Source organism: Amycolatopsis sp. WGS_07 (genome assembly GCF_045278895.1).
In the GTDB taxonomy this organism is placed as follows: Bacteria; Actinomycetota; Actinomycetes; order Mycobacteriales; family Pseudonocardiaceae; genus Amycolatopsis.
Map to the genome: position 1 here is coordinate 2,808,829 of NZ_CP136053.1, position 14,944 is coordinate 2,823,772.

A 14,944-nucleotide genomic window follows, 5' to 3' on the forward strand; every position below is an offset into this window, starting at 1 on the left:
CGGCTAGGCCGCGTGCCCGCCGTCGACCGAAATGATCGAGGCGGTCAGGTAGGCGCTGGCGGGCGAGGCGAGGAACGCGACCGTGTCAGCCACCTCCTCGGGCTTGCCGTACCGGCCGACCGCGGTCATGGACGCCTGGTCCGCGGCGTACGGGCCGTCGGCCGGGTTCATGTCGGTGTCGGTGGGTCCCGGGTGGACCAGGTTCACCGTCACGCCGTTCGGAGCCAGTTCGCGGGCCAGCGCCTTGGTCAGCCCGACCATCGCGGACTTGCTGACCGCGTACAGCACCATCCCCGGCCCCGGCACGCGATCGGTCACGCAGCTGCCGATCGTGATCACCCGGCCGCCTTCGCGCAGATGCGCGGCGGCGGCCTTGGTCGCGGCCAGCACGCCGCGCACGTTCACCGCCAGCACGCGGTCGACGTCGTCCATCCCGGTCTGCTCCAGCGGCCCGACGAAGCCGACGCCCGCGTTGTTGACCAGCACGTCCAGCCGCCCGAACTCGGCGACCGCAGCTTCCACGGCAGCTTCTACCGCCGCCGAATCCGCGCTGTCGGCACCCACCGCGAGCGCACGCCGGCCAAGCGCCTTGATCCGGTCGACCACTTCCGCCGCCTGTTCGGCGTTCACCGCGTAGGTGAGCACCACATCCGCCCCAGCCTCGGCGAGCCGCAGTGCCGTCGCCGCACCGATTCCGCGGCTCCCACCAGTCACCAGCGCCACTTTGCCGTCGAGGTTCATGTCCGTCCTTTCCGTTTGTTTCGCTTTCAACCATCGAAGCGCCGAACGGCGGGCGAAGCTGGCGTCTTTCGGTCGTGGCGGTTCGATTCCGCACCCGGGCGGCCACGGCGTGTGACAAACTCCTGCCAGCGGGAAAACGGGGAGGGGGACGGGTTGCTGCACGTCCAAGAGCTGGTGAAGGTCTACAGCCAACGCCGGGTGGTCGACACCGTGTCGTTCAGCCTGCGGCCGGGCACGGTGACCGCGTTCCTCGGACCGAACGGCGCCGGGAAATCGACCACGCTGCGGATGATCTGCGGTCTGACCACGCCGACGTCCGGCACCGCGACCATCGCCGGCCGCCGCTTCGGCGAGTGGCCCAACCCGGCGCACGTCGCGGGCGTGCTGCTCGACGCGTCCGCCGTGCACCCCGGCCGCACCGGCAGGCATCATCTGCGCAACGCCGCGAAACTGATGCGGCTGCCCGCCGCACGGGTGGACCAGGTGCTCGGGCAGGTCGGCCTCTCCGACGCGGCGAACCGGCGGATCGGCAAGTACAGCCTCGGCATGCGGCAGCGGCTCGGCATCGCGCAGGCGCTGCTGTGCGATCCGCCGGTGCTGATCCTCGACGAACCGATCAACGGCCTTGACCCGGACGGAATCCGCTCCACCAGGCAGTTGCTGCGCGGGTACGCCCAGCGCGGCGGCACCGTGCTGTTGTCAAGCCACGTGCTGTCCGAAGTGGACCAGACCGCGGACCGCGTGGTGATGATCGGCCAGGGCCGCGTCGTCGCCGACGGTCCGCTGGAAAGCTTCGCCGGACCGGCCCGCACGCTCATCCGCACCGCCGACCTGCCCCGGCTGACCTCCGCGCTGCACAACGCCAGACTCGAGCTGCGCCAGACCAGCGCGGACGGGGTGTCCGTCGCCGCCCCGATGAAACAGGTGTCCGACCTCGCGTTCGCCGCCCGCGTGCAGGTGCTGGAGCTGCGCGAGGAACAGCAGAATCTGGAAGAGCTTTTCTTCCGGCTCACCGGAGGAGCCCGATGATCCCGGCGCAGGCGCCCGCGTGGCAGGCCCCGGCACAGCGGCGCGCGTCGTTCGGCACCGTGGTGGGCGTCGAACTGCGGAAGATGACCGCGACGGTGGCGGACAAGATCCTGGTGGTCTCCGCGCCGATCCTGCTGGTCGCGCTGTCGCTGCTGTTCTTGCAGGGCGGACCGCGCGACTACACGCTCGACAAGCAGCTGCTGCCGGTATTCCTCACGATCCGGCTCGGCGCGGTGCTGATGAACGTCGTGCTCGTGAAGCTGATCGCCGCGGAATGGCATTACCGAAGCGCGCAGCCGACCCTGCTCGCCCAACCGTCGCGGCTGCGCTACGTGCTCGCACAGGCCACCATCGCGATCGGGGTCTGGCTGGTCACTTCGGGGCTGAACCTGCTGATGACCTTCACCTATTACCGAAGCCAGCTCGACGGATACGACACGCAGTTCCTGCTCGACGCCCGGCCCGGCGCGATGGTCGCGACGATTCTGCTCGGCGGCTTCTGCATGACTCTGCTCGCGGTCACCATCGGCTGGCTGATCCCCAACACTGCCGGATCGATCACCGCTTACGTCCTGCTGTCTCTGCTGTTCGTGTTCCTGCAGAGCGGCATCGACTACGCGGGATGGGTCGATCCGGCCGAACCCGCGCGGCAGCTCGCGGGGATCGCCAAACACGGACCGGTCGCGCTGGCCGCGTCGCTGGTGGTGTGGATCGGCCTGGCCGGGGTCGCGATCTGGCGAGCGGGTACGCGAGAAGCGGCGTGACCACGGGTCAGCCGGCCAGCGAGCCGCCGCCGGGGTCGACCGTGTTCAGGTAGTCCTCGGCGGCCTTCCGCGCGTCCGGACAGAACTGCTGAGCGGTCTGGCGATCGACGTCGAGGCTGTCGCCGGGAACCGGGCCTTTGCCCGGTTCGGTGCCGACCCGGACGGTGACGACCTGCGGCGATCCGGTGTTCACCGCGACCACGCAGCCGTATCCATGGAGCTGGGAAACCGCGTAGTAGCGGTCCAGCACGAGCATCCGGCGGAAGTGGTGGACGCTGTAGTCGTAGACCTTCCACCAGCCGGGCCACGGCTCCGGGATGCGCTGGTCCGGGTCCATCGAGCCGACCTCGACCTGCGTACCCGCGGACCGCTTCAGGACGCACGCCTTGGCATACGGGTTGTACATCGGCGAACTGCCGCCGAGGGCACCCACCAACGCCGGGTTCTTTTCGAACTGCGAACAGTCGCCAGGGAACAGCTTCGGCCTGCTCGTGATGACCGGCAGCGTGTCGTAAGCGATCGAATCCGCTGGCAGCCGCGGCGCGGGTGTTCCCGGTGGCGGAGCAGGCGCGACGGCGCACCCGGAAAGCACTGCCGCCACTGCGACAGCGATCCCGGTGACCGCGGTGATCGCTCGGTTACGCACGGAAAGCACAGTACCGGCCCGGGCACACCGCCCGGGCCGGAACGAGCTTTTTCAGAGCACGATGTTGACCAGCCGGCCCGGCACCACGATCACCTTGCGCGGCGTCTTGTCGCCGACCAGCGCGGCGATCTTGTCGTCCGCCAGCGCGGCCGCCTGCACCGCGTCGTTCTTCGCGTCGGCGGGCACGGTGATCCGCGAGCGGACCTTGCCGTTGACCTGGATCGGGTACTCGACCGAGTCCTCGACCAGGTACTTCTCGTCCACGACCGGGAACGGCCCGTGCACCAGCGAATCGGCGTGGCCCATCCGGTGCCACAGCTCCTCGGCGACGTGCGGGGCCAGCGGAGCCAGCAGCAGCACCAGCGGTTCGGCCAGCTCGCGCGGGGTCGCCGCGGCCGAGCCGTACGCCTTGGTCAGGTGGTTGTTCAGCTCGATCAGCTTCGCGCCCGCGGTGTTGAACCGCATCTCCGCGTAGTCCTCGCGGACGCCGGCGATGGTGCGGTGCAACAGTTTCCGGTCCGCCTCGGTTGCCTCGTCCGGCGAAACCCGCAGCTCGCCGGTCTGCTCGTCGACCACCAGCCGCCACAGCCGCTGCAGGAACCGGTGCGCGCCGACGACGTCCTTGGTCGCCCACGGCCGCGACATGTCCAGCGGGCCCATCGACATCTCGTACACGCGGAAGGTGTCCGCGCCGTAGGTGTCCGACATTTCGTCCGGCGTCACGGCGTTCTTCAGGCTCTTGCCCATCTTGCCGTATTCCTGCTTGACCTCTTCGTCGCCGAAGAAGAACTTGCCGTCGCGCTCGACGACGTCCTCAGCAGGCACGTACACACCGCGCTTGTCGGTGTAGGCGAACGCCTCGATGTAGCCCTGGTTGAACAGGCGGCGGTACGGCTCCTTCGACGACACGTGGCCCAGGTCGTACAGCACCTTGTGCCAGAAGCGGGAGTACAGCAGGTGCAGCACCGCGTGCTCAACGCCGCCGACGTACAGGTCGACGCCGCCCGGGTCGTCCACGCCGTGCTCGGCCGGACGCGGGCCCAGCCAGTACGCCTCGTTCTCCGGCGCGCAGAACACGTCCTGGCTCGCCGGGTCGACGTAACGCAGCTGGTACCAGCAGGAACCGGCCCACTGCGGCATGACGTTGGTGTCGCGGCGGTACTTCTTCGGCCCGTCGCCCAGGTCCAGGGTGACCTCGACCCAGTCCTTCGCGCGCGACAGCGGCGGCGACGGCTCGGAGTCGGCGTCGTCCGGGTCGAAGGTCTTCGGCGAGTAGTCGTCGACCTCCGGCAGCACGACCGGCAGCTGGTCCTCGGGCAGCGCGATCGGCAGGTTGTTCTCGTCGTAGACGATCGGGAACGGCTCGCCCCAGTACCGCTGGCGGGCGAACAGCCAGTCGCGCAGCTTGTACTGGACGGTGCCCTCGCCCGCGCCGCGGTCCTCCAGCCAGGCGATGATCGTCTTCTTGGCGTCGGCGACGCCCATGCCGTTCAGGTCGACGGTGTCGTTGGCGGAGTTGATCGCTGGCCCGTCGCCGGTGAACGCCTCGCCCTCGAAGCCCTCGCCGGGGTCGACCGTGCGGATGATCTCCAGCTCGAACTTCTTCGCGAAGTCGTAGTCGCGCTGGTCTTGCGCGGGCACCGCCATGATCGCGCCGGTGCCGTAACCCATCAGCACGTAGTCGCCGACGAAAACCGGGATTTCCTTGCCGTTGACCGGGTTCACCGCGAAGGTGCCGGTGAAGACGCCGGTCTTCTCCTTGTTCTCCTGCCGGTCCAAATCGGACTTGCGGGAGGCGGCGGCCCGATACGCGGCGACAGCCTCAGCGGGCGTCTTCGCGCCGCCGGTCCAGCTTTCCGGGTGCTCGCCCGGCCACTGCGCCGCGGTCAGCTTCTCGACCAGCGGATGCTCCGGCGCGATCACCATGTAGGTGGCGCCGAACAGAGTGTCCGGACGGGTGGTGAAGACCTCGATCTTCTCGTCACCGGCGGCGAACGAGACGCGCGCACCCTGCGAGCGGCCGACCCAGTTGCGCTGCATGGACTTGACCTTCTCCGGCCAGTCCAGCAGCTCCAGGTCGTCGACCAGGCGGTCGGCGTACGCGGTGATCCGCATCATCCACTGGCGCAGGCTCTTGCGGAACACCGGGAAGTTGCCGCGGTCGCTGCGCCCGTCCGCGGTCACCTCCTCGTTCGCGACGACGGTGCCTAGGCCGGGCGCCCAGTTCACCGGAGCCTCGGAGATGTAGACCAGCCGGTGGTCGTCGATGATCTTGCGCTGCTCGACGGTGCTCAGCTCGACCCACGGACGGCCGTCCGGCGTCGCCCGCTCACCCGCGGCGTACGCCTTCTCCAGCTCCTCGATCGGACGCGCCTTGCGGGCGTCCTCGTCGTAGTAGGAGTTGAAGATCTGCAGGAAGATCCACTGGGTCCACTTGTAGTAGTCCGGGTCGATCGTCTCGATCGAACGGCGCTCGTCGTGGCCCAAGCCCAGCCGCTTCAGCTGCCGGCGCATGGTGGCGATGTTCTGCTCGGTCGTGGTGCGCGGATGCGTGCCGGTCTGCACCGCGTACTGCTCGGCGGGCAGGCCGAACGCGTCGTAGCCCAGCGTGTGCAGCACGTTCCGGCCGATCATCCGGTGGTAGCGCGCGTAGACGTCGGTGCCGATGTAGCCCAGCGGGTGCCCGACGTGCAGGCCGGAACCGGACGGGTACGGGAACATGTCCTGCACGAACAGCTTGTCCGAGGGCACCGGCTCGCCCTGTTCGGCGAGCGGGCCGACCGGGTTCGGCGCGTGGTAGGTGCCGTGGTCGGACCAGTGGTCCTGCCAGCGCTGCTCGATCTGCCCGGCCAGCTCCGCGGTGTAGCGGAACGGCGGGGTGTGCTCGGCGTCCGTGCGCTGCGCGCCGTCGGCCGTGGCCCCGGTGTCCGTGGACCCTGTCATCGCCGTCTTCCTCCGTGTCGAGCCACTCCAGAAACAACTCGACCCCCCAAGCCCGAAGGCATGAGGGGTCGCCGCGCCGAGCCGGTCATCGGACCAGGTCAGCGCGGCAGGCCAAGGAGCAGCCGAGCCGTGTTCATGCACTCATCGTAACGCGCTGGTCAAAGCCGTTCCGACGGGACCGCCAAAGCGATGAGCTGGGTCACCTGGGACGCGGAGAAGTTGTTGTCGCTGACGAGCACGAGACTGCGCTCGCCGGACGGCAGCGCCGGGCCCCAGGTCATCCCCTCGATGTTGTCCACAGTGGACACCGGGAGGTCGGAAAGATCGGCGAGCAGCTTCTTCTTCACCGGCTTGACGTGCTTGGCCGCGGCCAGCGAAGTGGTGTGGAGGACGTTCGTCGCGCCGGTGGTGTCGATCTCGAAGATGCGCACCTTGTTGCCGACGCCGGTGACGTACGACCGCTCCATCATCAGGAATTTCGTCGGATCGGCCTGGTCCACCGCGAGCATCGAGGAAACACCGGTGTCAGCGAACCCGCCAGCGGGCTTCGGCGCGGCGAAGAGCTTCTCCTGCGGGTACGCGTACTGCGCCAGGACGGGCCCGAACCGGCTCTGCAGGGTGATCCGCGACAGCGCACCCGACGTCGGCGTGGGCGGCGGCCCGTCCTGCAGCAGCGGGGCCTCCACCTCGCTGGCCAGCAACGTGCCGAACCCGGTGTAGGCAAGCCCTTCGAGAACGTAATTGCGGCGCGGACCAGCGTCCGGCGTCATCCGCTCGTTGGCGGGCAACGGCAGATCACGCACGTAGCGACCGTCGCGCGCGGCTTCGCGGATCGACGGCTGGATCAGGTGCTGGTCAGCGAGCCGGTCGCCCTCCTGCGACCAGACGTAATGCCCGGTCCACGGGTCGACGCGCAGTTCCTCGGGGTCGATCGTCTGCTCGTTCTGCGGCGCGGCGGGGTCGTTCTTCGCCAGCGGCGGGTACGGCGTGCCGTCCGGACGCAGCAGCGGATGCGTGCCGGTGAAGGTGACTGGTCCCACACCTTTCGCGCTGACGTCGAACTTCGCGGTGTAGAAGCGCGCCGGGTTGATCGCGGACCGGTCGTCGCTGATGAAGACGTACCCGCCGGTGCGCGGATCGAAGTCGACCGACGACAGCCCGCCGACGGTCGTGCCCTGGAACTGCAGGTTGTGCGCCACCCGCTGCTCACCGAGCAGCCGGACGGGACGCGGCGAGGCATCCGCTGTTCCCGGAACGAGCAAGGACAAGGTGACGATCCCGGCGGCGGCGAGCAGCCGGTGTCGCGTGGACGAAGACATGGCCCGTAGCACAGCCGACGAGGGTATCCGGGACATTGCCGCGAGGTCACGCTTATCCTCAAGGGGTGTTCGCTATCGCGCTCGTCCCGATCGTCCTTGGTGTCGTCGTCGGCTGGGGTGGTTTCCTCGGCGTGCGCGGACGGCTGAGCCGGGCAGGCGGGGCCGGAGTCCGGACCGAAGCCTCGATGCGCAGCGAAGAGGCGTTCCAGCTCGCCAACCGGGTAGCCGGAATCCCGACGCTGGCCGGCGGCGCGGCCGCGGTCGTCTGCGGACTCGCCGGACTCGTCATCCCCGCCACGGCGGGAATGGTGGCCGCCGCGATCGTCGGACTGCTCGGCCTGCTGGTGATGGTGCTCGCCGGTGCCCGGATGGGCGCGCGCGCCGCTCTCACGGTGCCCGCCCCCGCGCAGGCCCCGGCCGGATGCAGCGGCTGCGCATGCGGTGCCGGCGGCTGCGGAGTGCTGCAGAAGTCCAGCGAGGCCTAATTCCGCTGCAGGTCACCAGGATGGGTGGCCAGCAACGCGAGCGGCACCCCCTGGCGGCGCAGCACCTGCCCCCAGAGATCGCGGCTGGGCGGCGCGAGAATGTCGCTGGGCAAAGCCGGAACGATCACCCAGTCCTCCCGCTCGATCTCACCCGCGAGCTGCCCCGAGTCCCACCCGGCGTACCCCGCGAACACCCGCACGCCGCGCACCTTCGACACGAGTACCTCGGGATCGCTGTCCAGATCGACCAGCGCCACCGGCCCCCGCACGGCGACCACCCCCGGCACGCTCGACGCGGTCTCCCCGGTCCGCAAAGCGGCAAGGCACAGCGCGGTCTTCTTGTCGACCGGCCCGCCCACGAAGACAGACTGCGGCTCCGCGACATGCGCGCCCCACCCCGGCAGGACGTCGTTCACCGGAACATCGGACGGGCGATTCAAGACCACCCCGAGCGTGCCCTCCGCCCGGTGATCGATCACGAACACCACGGTCCGCTTGAAGTTCGGGTCGAACATCGTGGGTGCGGCGACCAGGAGCGTTCCCGGTTCAACCTCGGCGTCCGCTGGCACGTCACCCATGATCCCATCACCCGCCGACGGAAATCCTCCCGGCACGGGAACACCAGCACCACGCGCCCCGTTGAGAACAGTGAGCCGGCGCACTCGTGTCCCCCGGGCTCACTGAAGAACCGCCTTTGTGGAATACCGGCCCGGCCGGAGCCACACTGCGCCAAGCCGCCGAGAGGCGAAACGAGTGCGCCGGTGTCGGCTTTGCCTGTTCGGTGCGGTTCCCGCACCTTCCCCCGCCACCGGCGCCCTAGTACCCGGGGGGCCGAGCCCCCGGACCCCCGCGGTGCGGTTGGTGCGGCTTTCGAGGTGGGGCGGGGGCGGAGCCCCCTTTGGCTGTCGTCGGTTGTGGTCTGTTGCGTTCGTGTCTCGCCGAAGGTGTCGGGCTCTTCCGCTGCGCCACTGTCGATCTCGCAGGACCCTTGTCCGCCCGATCTCGCCAAACCCTCGCCCGCCCGATCTCGCCGCCCGATCTCGCCAGACACTCGACCGCTCGATCTCGACGGACGCTCGCCCGCCCGATCTCGCCAGCCCCTTGCCCGCCCGACCTGGCCAGCCCCTTGCCCGCCTGATCGCGCCGGGCGCTCGCTCGTTCGATCTCGCCGGACCTTGCCCGTCCGGCGCGCGGACGTCGTGGTCTGCCGCCTGGCGGGTAGGCGATCGCTTCCTGCTCGGGCAGGGGCAGCCGCACCGGTCCGGGTGGCGGGGCGCATTCCTGATCACCTCGCCTGTCTGCTGGAACAACGGCATCCCGTCGTCGGGGCGAGCCCCGCCGTGCGCACCGGGCCTGCGCCTAGAACTCCATCTGGGCTGGCCGCGGCGGCCGCCGGTGGTTTCGCACCCTCGTCAAAACAACCGGTCCCTTCGGCTAGACGGTGTTGTAGCAGCGCCTTGACTCCAGGGGTCTCTCGCGGGCGGTCAGCCGCGCTCCTGCCGCCCACGGCCCGGCAGGAGTCGTGCTTCGACCGCGCCCCATCGTCGCCTTGACCTCGCTCTATCGGCTGGGGCCGGCTGGTGTCTTGTTCGGGGTTTTTGTCAGGGGGGCTCGGTAGGGTTGCGGGGTGAAGGCGGTGGGGGAGCGGGGCGAGGCGCTGCGGCTGGTTCGGGATCCGTTGTTTCGGCGGTTGCTGTTCACGCGGTTCGCGGCGCAGTGGGGGGACGGCGTCTTTCGGGCCGGGTTGGCTGGGGCCGTTTTGTTCAATCCCGAGCGGGCGGCTGATCCGCTGGCCATCGCGGAGGGGTTTGCGGCCTTGCTGCTGCCGTATTCGCTGGTGGGGCCGTTTGCGGGAGCGCTGCTCGACCGGTGGGATCGGCGGCGCGTGCTGGTGTTCGCCAATCTCGTGCGGGCGGTGGCGATCGTGGCGTCGGTCGTCGCGGTGGGGGCTGGAGTGGGCGGCATTGGGTTGTTTTCGCTCGCCTTGCTCGCCGAGGGGATCAGCCGGTTCATCGGGTCTGGGTTGTCGGCCGCGTTGCCGCACGTCGTGGAGCCGAAGGCGGTGGTTTCCGGGAACGCAGTGGCGGCCACGCTCGGGTCGGCGATCGCGGTCGTCGGGGGCGGGTGCGCGATCGGGTTGCGGGCGGTGTTCGGGTCTGGCGACATCGGGTCGGCGGAGACGACGGCGTTCGCGGCAGTCGGGGCGTTGGTGTCCGCCTTCCTCGCGCATCGGTTCGCGAAGGGGGTGCTGGGGCCGACAGTCGTGGACGAGCCCACTAATCCCGTGGTGGCGGTCGCGCGTGGGCTCGCGGATGGGGCCAGGCACGCGTGGCGGGCGCCTAGCGTCACGGCCGGGTTCATCGCGTTGTTCGCGCATCGGGCGGCGTACGGGATTTCGTTGCTGGTCAGCGTGTTGCTGATGCGCAACTACTTCACTGACGACGGAATCCTCCGCGCTGGTCTGCCTGGGCTTGGGCAGCTGGTCGCATGCGCGGGGGCGGGCATCCTCGTCGCGGGAGTGGTCACCGCGAGGCTGATTCGCTCGATCGGGCGGGTTCGGACGGTGCTGGGGTCTTTGCTCCTGGCCGCGGTCGCGCAGGCGACATTGGGGTTGCCGATGCTCCTGCCGCTCGCGTTTGTCGCGTCGTTCCTGGTCATGGGGACGGGGCAGGTGCTGAAGCTGTCAGTCGATTCCTCGGTGCAGCTCGACGTCGCGGACGAGGCGCGAGGGAGGGTTTTCGCGCTCTACGACACGCTGTTCAACATCACCCAGGTCGTGGCGGTCGCGGTCGCGGCGGTTTTCGTGAAGGACAACGGGTACTCGCCGGAGCTGATGGTCGTCGCGACCGCGCTCTACCTGCTGGGCGGGGCCGGATATCTGCTGGCCCGCCGACGTCGCGATGATTCGCTGCCGCAAACCGTTCAGCCTAAACGGGGGTAGTTACTCACCGTCTGGCATTAGGGTGACTTGTGACCCAGTCGAGTTAATCTCGGCACGCGCAACGACACGGGGGGCCACCGTGAGCACCATCGGCGACGACCGTGCCCGTCTCGACGCCGCTCCAGCTGTTCTGACCTCGCCGGACGGGCTGGTCCGCGCGACCGCCGGGCCGGCCGGCACGCTCGGCCGCCTCGAGTTCGCGCCGGATGCCTTCGAGCGGACGACGCCCGCACAGCTCGCGGTGACCGTCCAGACGCTCGTGCAGCACCTGGCCGACGTCCCCGAACCGCACCACACCTCGCAGATGCCTGCCCCGCGGCCGACCCCGCGCCGCGTCCGTCCGCGCGGAACCGTTCCGCAGAACCGCCGTCGCGGGTCCTGATGCCGTCCGCGCCGGACGGGATGATTCACGTGGAACCAACGAGTACCGGTCAGGAGGCGCTCGTCGAGATCGGTCGGCTGATCCGGGCGCACCGGGCCGATCCGGACGCGACGGCCGGCCTCGGGTTCGCCCAGCTCGGCGACCATTTCGAGGTACAGGCGCGCAATACGGTCGCGACTCAGGAGGTCGTCCAGCGGCTTACGTCGCTGCGCGCCGAGATGTACGAGCAGGGGCGCGGCACCTGGGTTCAGGCGCGTTACGTGCTCACCCCGGACGGCGCTTTCGACTTCGATTACTTCGTCGACAGCGAGCCCCCGTGGACGACGCCGCCCGATTCGAGCGCCTACCTCGCCGAACTCACCACCTTCCCGCGCGACGACGAGCACCTGCCCGACTGGTGGCGGCTGCACGTCGGCCTCCCGCTCGGCGTGGTTTTCCGCTACGCCACCACCGAAACCCGCGAACCGCTGCCGGAAGACGAACTGCCCCTCGTGCTTCGGTACCTCGAACGCGAAGCCGAAGTCGGCCAAGGACATCGCACCGACGGCACGTGGATCTGGCCGGTCGAGGTGGCCGAGCAGCTGCGCGAGCACGGGACAGCGCCCGAACCCGACCTGCTCCAGCACATCCGTGACCTGGGCTTTCACCCGCCGTACGTCGAGCATCTGGTGCGCCGCACGGCGGAGGCCGACCTTGCCGGGAAGCCGCGTCCGAGACCAACCGCGGACGACCTCCGCCGGACCGCCGCGGACGTGGTCGCCGAGCGGGAGACCAACCCGGACCCGGTCCTGTCCGACCCCGAACTGCTGGCCCACCTCGGGCACCGGCTCGATTCGTTCGGCGTGTGGCCCGACGTCCGCTGCCTCGGTGGCCGCGAGGCCGGAAAATGGAGCCTCTACCAGGTCAAATCCGGTTGGGCGGTCGTCTCGCCGGACGGCCGCGAGCAGACCTTCGCCCGTCTCGACGACGCCGCTCAGCAGCTGCTCGGCGCACTGCTGATGCATCCCGCCCGCGCGACCGGCGGCCGCGAAACCCCGCTGGAAACGGCGCGGGAGGTCGCCGACTGGCCGGTCCAGCCCGCGCCGGGTGACCCTCCCCTCACGCTGCTGCGGAACAAGAGACTCACTCGGTTGGCGGAAGGTACCGTCGTTCTGCGATTCGGCGAAGAACCCGGCAACCTGGTCCACCACCAGGCGGTACGGTTCGCGACGACGTCCCTGCCACTCGAACGGGAGCGTATGACCAGCACTTTCCGCCTCCGAAGATCACTCCACGTGATCACCGGGGTGACGGTGCCCTGGGCGAACCTTCCCGGCGGCGCGGTGGCGTACGTCTTGCCCAAGCCGATCGCGGAGCACGAGTCCGACGGAAGCCTGGAGAGGATCGAGTAGGTGGAAGCGGCGGAAGCGGTGGAGAAGGTCGGGAAGTGGTTGCGCGCCGTGCACGGCCCCGAGGTCTCCGGACCGGGCGGCCTCCGGGTCGACCACGACCGCGTGCTGCGGGTCCCCGAAGGCTGGTCGATCCCCTACAACACCGTCGCGTTCCTCGACGACGGCCGTCCGGAAAAAGAACTGTTCCCCGCCCCCTCGGTGCTCGTGCGCGAGCCGGACGGCGAACTGCGGCAAGCGCATCCGCATCCGGGCGGGCTCAGCACCCCGGTCGCGTACCCGGGCCAGGAAAGCTGGCGCGAGGTCGTCGACCCGGAGTACGCGAAGGCCGGGCTCGGCGAGCTTGGCGTGCCGCTGCCCGCGGTCGCGGGCTGGGTGAAGGTCGACAACGACGGCCACCAGACCGGTGACGAACGCGAGAATCCGCAGTACAAGGCCGGTCCGATCCGGCGCGGCTACCCGAAGCCGGAGAACCCGCTCGAAACCCTCCTCGCCTTCGCGAGCGTCGGCTGGCTCTCCCGCGAGCAGCTGCTGATCGGGCTGCTGCGCTGCGAGGTCTTCGTGCCGTTCGACCTCAAAACCGGCGCGACTGACCGGTTCTACTTCTCCGAGGAACGCAACGAACTGCGCGTTTTCAGCTCGACCCGGCATCTGCCTTCCCGCGAGCACGCCTGGTGGCGCGTCGATCTGGCGACGCTGGCCGAGTTCGAGCATCCGCCGAACCTGGTGATCAACGGCGGTCCGGCGACCTTCGAGGACGTCGCGGGCGCCGAGCTGACCGCGATCGCGAAGCGGTTCCCCCGGCAGGAACCGCGGGTCGACGAGAACGGCCGCTGCCCGGAGATCGAGGAAAACCTGGAGAAGCTCGCCGTCGAAACCGCCGCCCGGATCGGGCTGGACAAACCGGTCGACGTGCCGAAGGCGGCCGCGGAACGCGCGCGGCGGCACGGTTTCGAGCTGACCGCCGACGAATGCCGCCGGACCGTGCTCGGCCGGTCGTGGCTGCGCAGGCTCGAACAGCCGGAGCCGAGCCGCTCCCGGCCGAACGACCTGCGCGCCAACGGTCTCGTGCCGTCCTGGGACAACGACGGCCGGATGGTCCCGAAGCTCGACACGTTCGGCAAATACCCCGAGGTCAGCCTGGAGAACTTCCGTTACGGCTGGCAGCGGGTCGTCGGCGCGTGGGTCGGGTTCGCGCTCGGCGAGGCGCTCGGCTCGGCCGTCGACCGGATGCGGCTGGACGAGATCGTCTCGACCTACGGTCCGGACGGCGTCCGCGAACTGCCCCTCGCGTTCGACCAGCCCGGCCGGATCGGTTCCATGACGCAACGGCTGCTTTTCCTGACCGAGGCGGTGATCCGCAGCCCGCACCGCGAACAGCCGGAGTCGCGCGACGTCGAGAAGCTGTTCCCCGGCGTGGTCCGCGGCGCGCTCGGCCGCTGGCTGCACACGCAGGGCGCGGCGATCCAGAACGCCGACGGTTTTCTCGTGAAGGTGCCCGAACTGCACGCCCGCCGTGCCATCGACGACGCCGAACTCAACGCCTACCACGCGCTGGTCACCGGCGATCCGCAAGCCGCGCCGATGTCGGGCCCGGCCGCGCTGGTCGCCGCGCTGCCCGCGGTGCTGACCGCGGCCGGTCCGGGCACCGGGTTCAGCGGCGGCATCAGCCAGGTCGTGCGCGATCTGGCCGGCGTGACGCACCAGCCGGACGACGTGGCCGCGGCGACGTATCTGGCCTGGGTGTTCGAGAAGGCGCTCACGAAGGACTCGTTCAGCTATCCCGTCTGGAACCTGTCCCGCGAGGTGCTCGAAGAACACGACGGGCCCGAGTGGGGGCCGGTGCGCGAACTGGTCGCGGAGGCGGTGCCGTTCTTCGGCGAGCACGGCCTGCCGGACCTGCGCATGCCGGAGCTGATCGGCGACGGGCACAGCACGCTGTCCGTGCTCGGCCGTTCGTTCGCCGCGCTGTCCGGCTTCGAGAACTACCCGGAACAGGCCATGCTGCGCGCGGTCAACCACTCCGGCCGCAGCGCGCTCACCGGCGCGTTGACCGGGGCGCTGCTCGGGGCCCGGGTGGGTGTTCCCGGACTGCCCCGAAAGTGGGTTGAGCAGCTGGAACTACACCACCTGATCGAACAGGTGGCCACTGACGCGCTGTGGCATTTCGACCGGCATTCGGCACGAAACGCACTCGGCGACGCCTGGGTCCAGCGCTACCCGCGGCACTGATCGGTCACTCAGACGGGTATTTGTGGGCGCACATTCTCCCGGTGCCGGTGACCGATGGTCCCGCCGTGACACGG

The 14,944-nt window shown here is 69.7% G+C and carries 12 protein-coding genes; 7 read left to right on the forward strand and 5 right to left on the reverse strand.

The genetic code is table 11. From position 1 onward, the window contains the following. Nucleotides 1–3 precede the first annotated feature (3 nt). Nucleotides 4–741, reverse strand: a complete 738-nt coding sequence (locus RPX00_RS13170; protein ID WP_406639806.1) for an SDR family oxidoreductase — start codon at nt 739–741, stop codon at nt 4–6. A gap of 153 nt (nt 742–894) precedes the next feature. On the opposite strand from RPX00_RS13170, the gene RPX00_RS13175 reads away from it, so the two are divergent. Further along, a complete protein-coding gene (locus tag RPX00_RS13175) occupies nt 895–1,770 on the forward strand; it encodes an ABC transporter ATP-binding protein (protein WP_370932798.1) in 876 nt (291 codons plus the stop codon). Further along, nucleotides 1,767–2,534, forward strand: coding sequence for a hypothetical protein (locus tag RPX00_RS13180; protein WP_406639807.1), 768 nt, complete (start codon nt 1,767–1,769; stop codon nt 2,532–2,534). The genes RPX00_RS13175 and RPX00_RS13180 overlap by 4 nt, the downstream gene beginning before the upstream one ends. A gap of 7 nt (nt 2,535–2,541) precedes the next feature. On the opposite strand, the gene RPX00_RS13185 is transcribed toward RPX00_RS13180, so the two are convergent. From RPX00_RS13185 to RPX00_RS13195, 3 genes are all read right to left on the reverse strand, one after another. Further along, nucleotides 2,542–3,180, reverse strand: a complete 639-nt coding sequence (locus RPX00_RS13185; RefSeq protein ID WP_406639808.1) for a hypothetical protein — start codon at nt 3,178–3,180, stop codon at nt 2,542–2,544. A gap of 51 nt (nt 3,181–3,231) precedes the next feature. Continuing rightward, the gene (gene leuS / locus RPX00_RS13190; RefSeq protein WP_406639809.1) at nt 3,232–6,123 is read right to left on the reverse strand and encodes a leucine--tRNA ligase; all 2,892 of its coding nucleotides are present in this window, start codon (nt 6,121–6,123) and stop codon (nt 3,232–3,234) included. 158 nt (nt 6,124–6,281) lie between these two features. Then, entirely contained in the window at nt 6,282–7,442 is a 1,161-nt protein-coding gene (locus tag RPX00_RS13195) for an esterase-like activity of phytase family protein (protein ID WP_406639810.1), read from the reverse strand. A 65-nt stretch (nt 7,443–7,507) separates the two neighbouring features. On the opposite strand from RPX00_RS13195, the gene RPX00_RS13200 reads away from it, so the two are divergent. Beyond that, nucleotides 7,508–7,927: an SdpI family protein gene (locus tag RPX00_RS13200; protein ID WP_406639811.1), complete on the forward strand. Its 420-nt coding sequence runs from the start codon at nt 7,508–7,510 to the stop codon at nt 7,925–7,927. On the opposite strand, the gene RPX00_RS13205 is transcribed toward RPX00_RS13200, so the two are convergent. Then, entirely contained in the window at nt 7,924–8,505 is a 582-nt protein-coding gene (locus RPX00_RS13205; protein WP_406639812.1) for a YqgE/AlgH family protein, read from the reverse strand. The two genes, RPX00_RS13200 and RPX00_RS13205, sit on opposite strands and share 4 nt — an antisense overlap. Before the next feature lie 1,049 nt (nt 8,506–9,554). Between RPX00_RS13205 and RPX00_RS13210 the strand changes: the two genes are divergently transcribed. The 4 genes from RPX00_RS13210 to RPX00_RS13225 all read left to right on the forward strand — a co-directional run bounded on the left by RPX00_RS13210 (nt 9,555) and on the right by RPX00_RS13225 (nt 14,870). Continuing rightward, nucleotides 9,555–10,868 carry an MFS transporter gene (locus RPX00_RS13210; protein ID WP_406639813.1) on the forward strand — a complete coding sequence of 438 codons (1,314 nt, stop codon included), beginning with the start codon at nt 9,555–9,557 and terminating at the stop codon, nt 10,866–10,868. A gap of 79 nt (nt 10,869–10,947) precedes the next feature. Beyond that, nucleotides 10,948–11,250 carry a hypothetical protein gene (locus tag RPX00_RS13215; protein WP_406639814.1) on the forward strand — a complete coding sequence of 101 codons (303 nt, stop codon included), beginning with the start codon at nt 10,948–10,950 and terminating at the stop codon, nt 11,248–11,250. A 20-nt stretch (nt 11,251–11,270) separates the two neighbouring features. After that, nucleotides 11,271–12,641, forward strand: coding sequence for a glycohydrolase toxin TNT-related protein (locus RPX00_RS13220; protein WP_406639815.1), 1,371 nt, complete (start codon nt 11,271–11,273; stop codon nt 12,639–12,641). Next, complete coding sequence (locus tag RPX00_RS13225) at nt 12,642–14,870, forward strand: ADP-ribosylglycohydrolase family protein (protein ID WP_406639817.1); 2,229 nt, start codon at nt 12,642–12,644, stop codon at nt 14,868–14,870. It begins immediately after the preceding gene. Nucleotides 14,871–14,944: the final 74 nt, after the last annotated feature.